At 62.0% G+C, this 279-nt stretch carries 1 protein-coding gene; it reads left to right on the plus strand.

Translation table 11 applies throughout. From position 1 onward, the window contains the following. Window positions 1-3: 3 nt before the first annotated feature. The coding region (locus tag R0J92_RS22555; RefSeq protein ID WP_411053300.1) for a glycosyltransferase at window positions 4-279 on the plus strand (276 nt) is incomplete at its 3' end.

Genomic DNA, 279 nt, shown 5'->3' on the forward strand with positions numbered 1-279 from the left:
CTGATGCCGTCGCGCTGGGAAGGCGCGCCGCTGATGATCGCCGAAGCGCAGCAGCTTGGCTGCGTGCCGGTCGCCACGGCGGTCGGCGCCGTCGATGAGCTTATCAATCACGGACGCGATGGCATTCTCATCCGCAATGGCAACGATGCGCAGATCGTCTCAGACATGACACGCATTCTGACGATCCTTGCACAAGATCGCGAAGCCTTGATGCGGACCGCCGAAGGCGCTCTCGCTTCCGCAGCACATCGCACATGGAGCTCGGCGTTCTCCGAATTT

The sequence above is a fragment of the Tritonibacter sp. SIMBA_163 genome (genome assembly GCF_046535935.1).
GTDB classification, from domain to species: Bacteria; Pseudomonadota; Alphaproteobacteria; order Rhodobacterales; family Rhodobacteraceae; genus Epibacterium; species Epibacterium scottomollicae.